General features: G+C 47.7%; 1 pseudogene. It reads right to left on the reverse strand.

Annotation, left to right across the window (positions count from 1 at the left end):
* Positions 1 to 235, reverse strand: a pseudogene (locus AB4512_RS21720) (type I secretion system permease/ATPase); the annotation flags it as partial.

The raw sequence follows: 235 nt of genomic DNA on the forward strand, positions 1-235 counted from the left end.
TTAAGTTCGCGTACTTCTGCGAAGCAAGACGAGAGCCTTCCTCAATGGTACGGCGCAGTGGACCTTGGATTAGCAATGCATAGACGATCAAAATGACCACGCCAGCAACGGGAACAAACACAAGGTTTCCAGCCATTAACCAAATTAGCGCTAAGAACATCAGTGCGAAGGGGAGGTCGATTAACGAGCCAATGGTTGCAGAGGTAAAGAATTCACGAATGGATTCGAACTCTTG

It is taken from the genome of Vibrio sp. 10N.222.52.B7 (assembly GCF_041474275.1).
Taxonomy (GTDB): Bacteria; Pseudomonadota; Gammaproteobacteria; order Enterobacterales; family Vibrionaceae; genus Vibrio; species Vibrio crassostreae_C.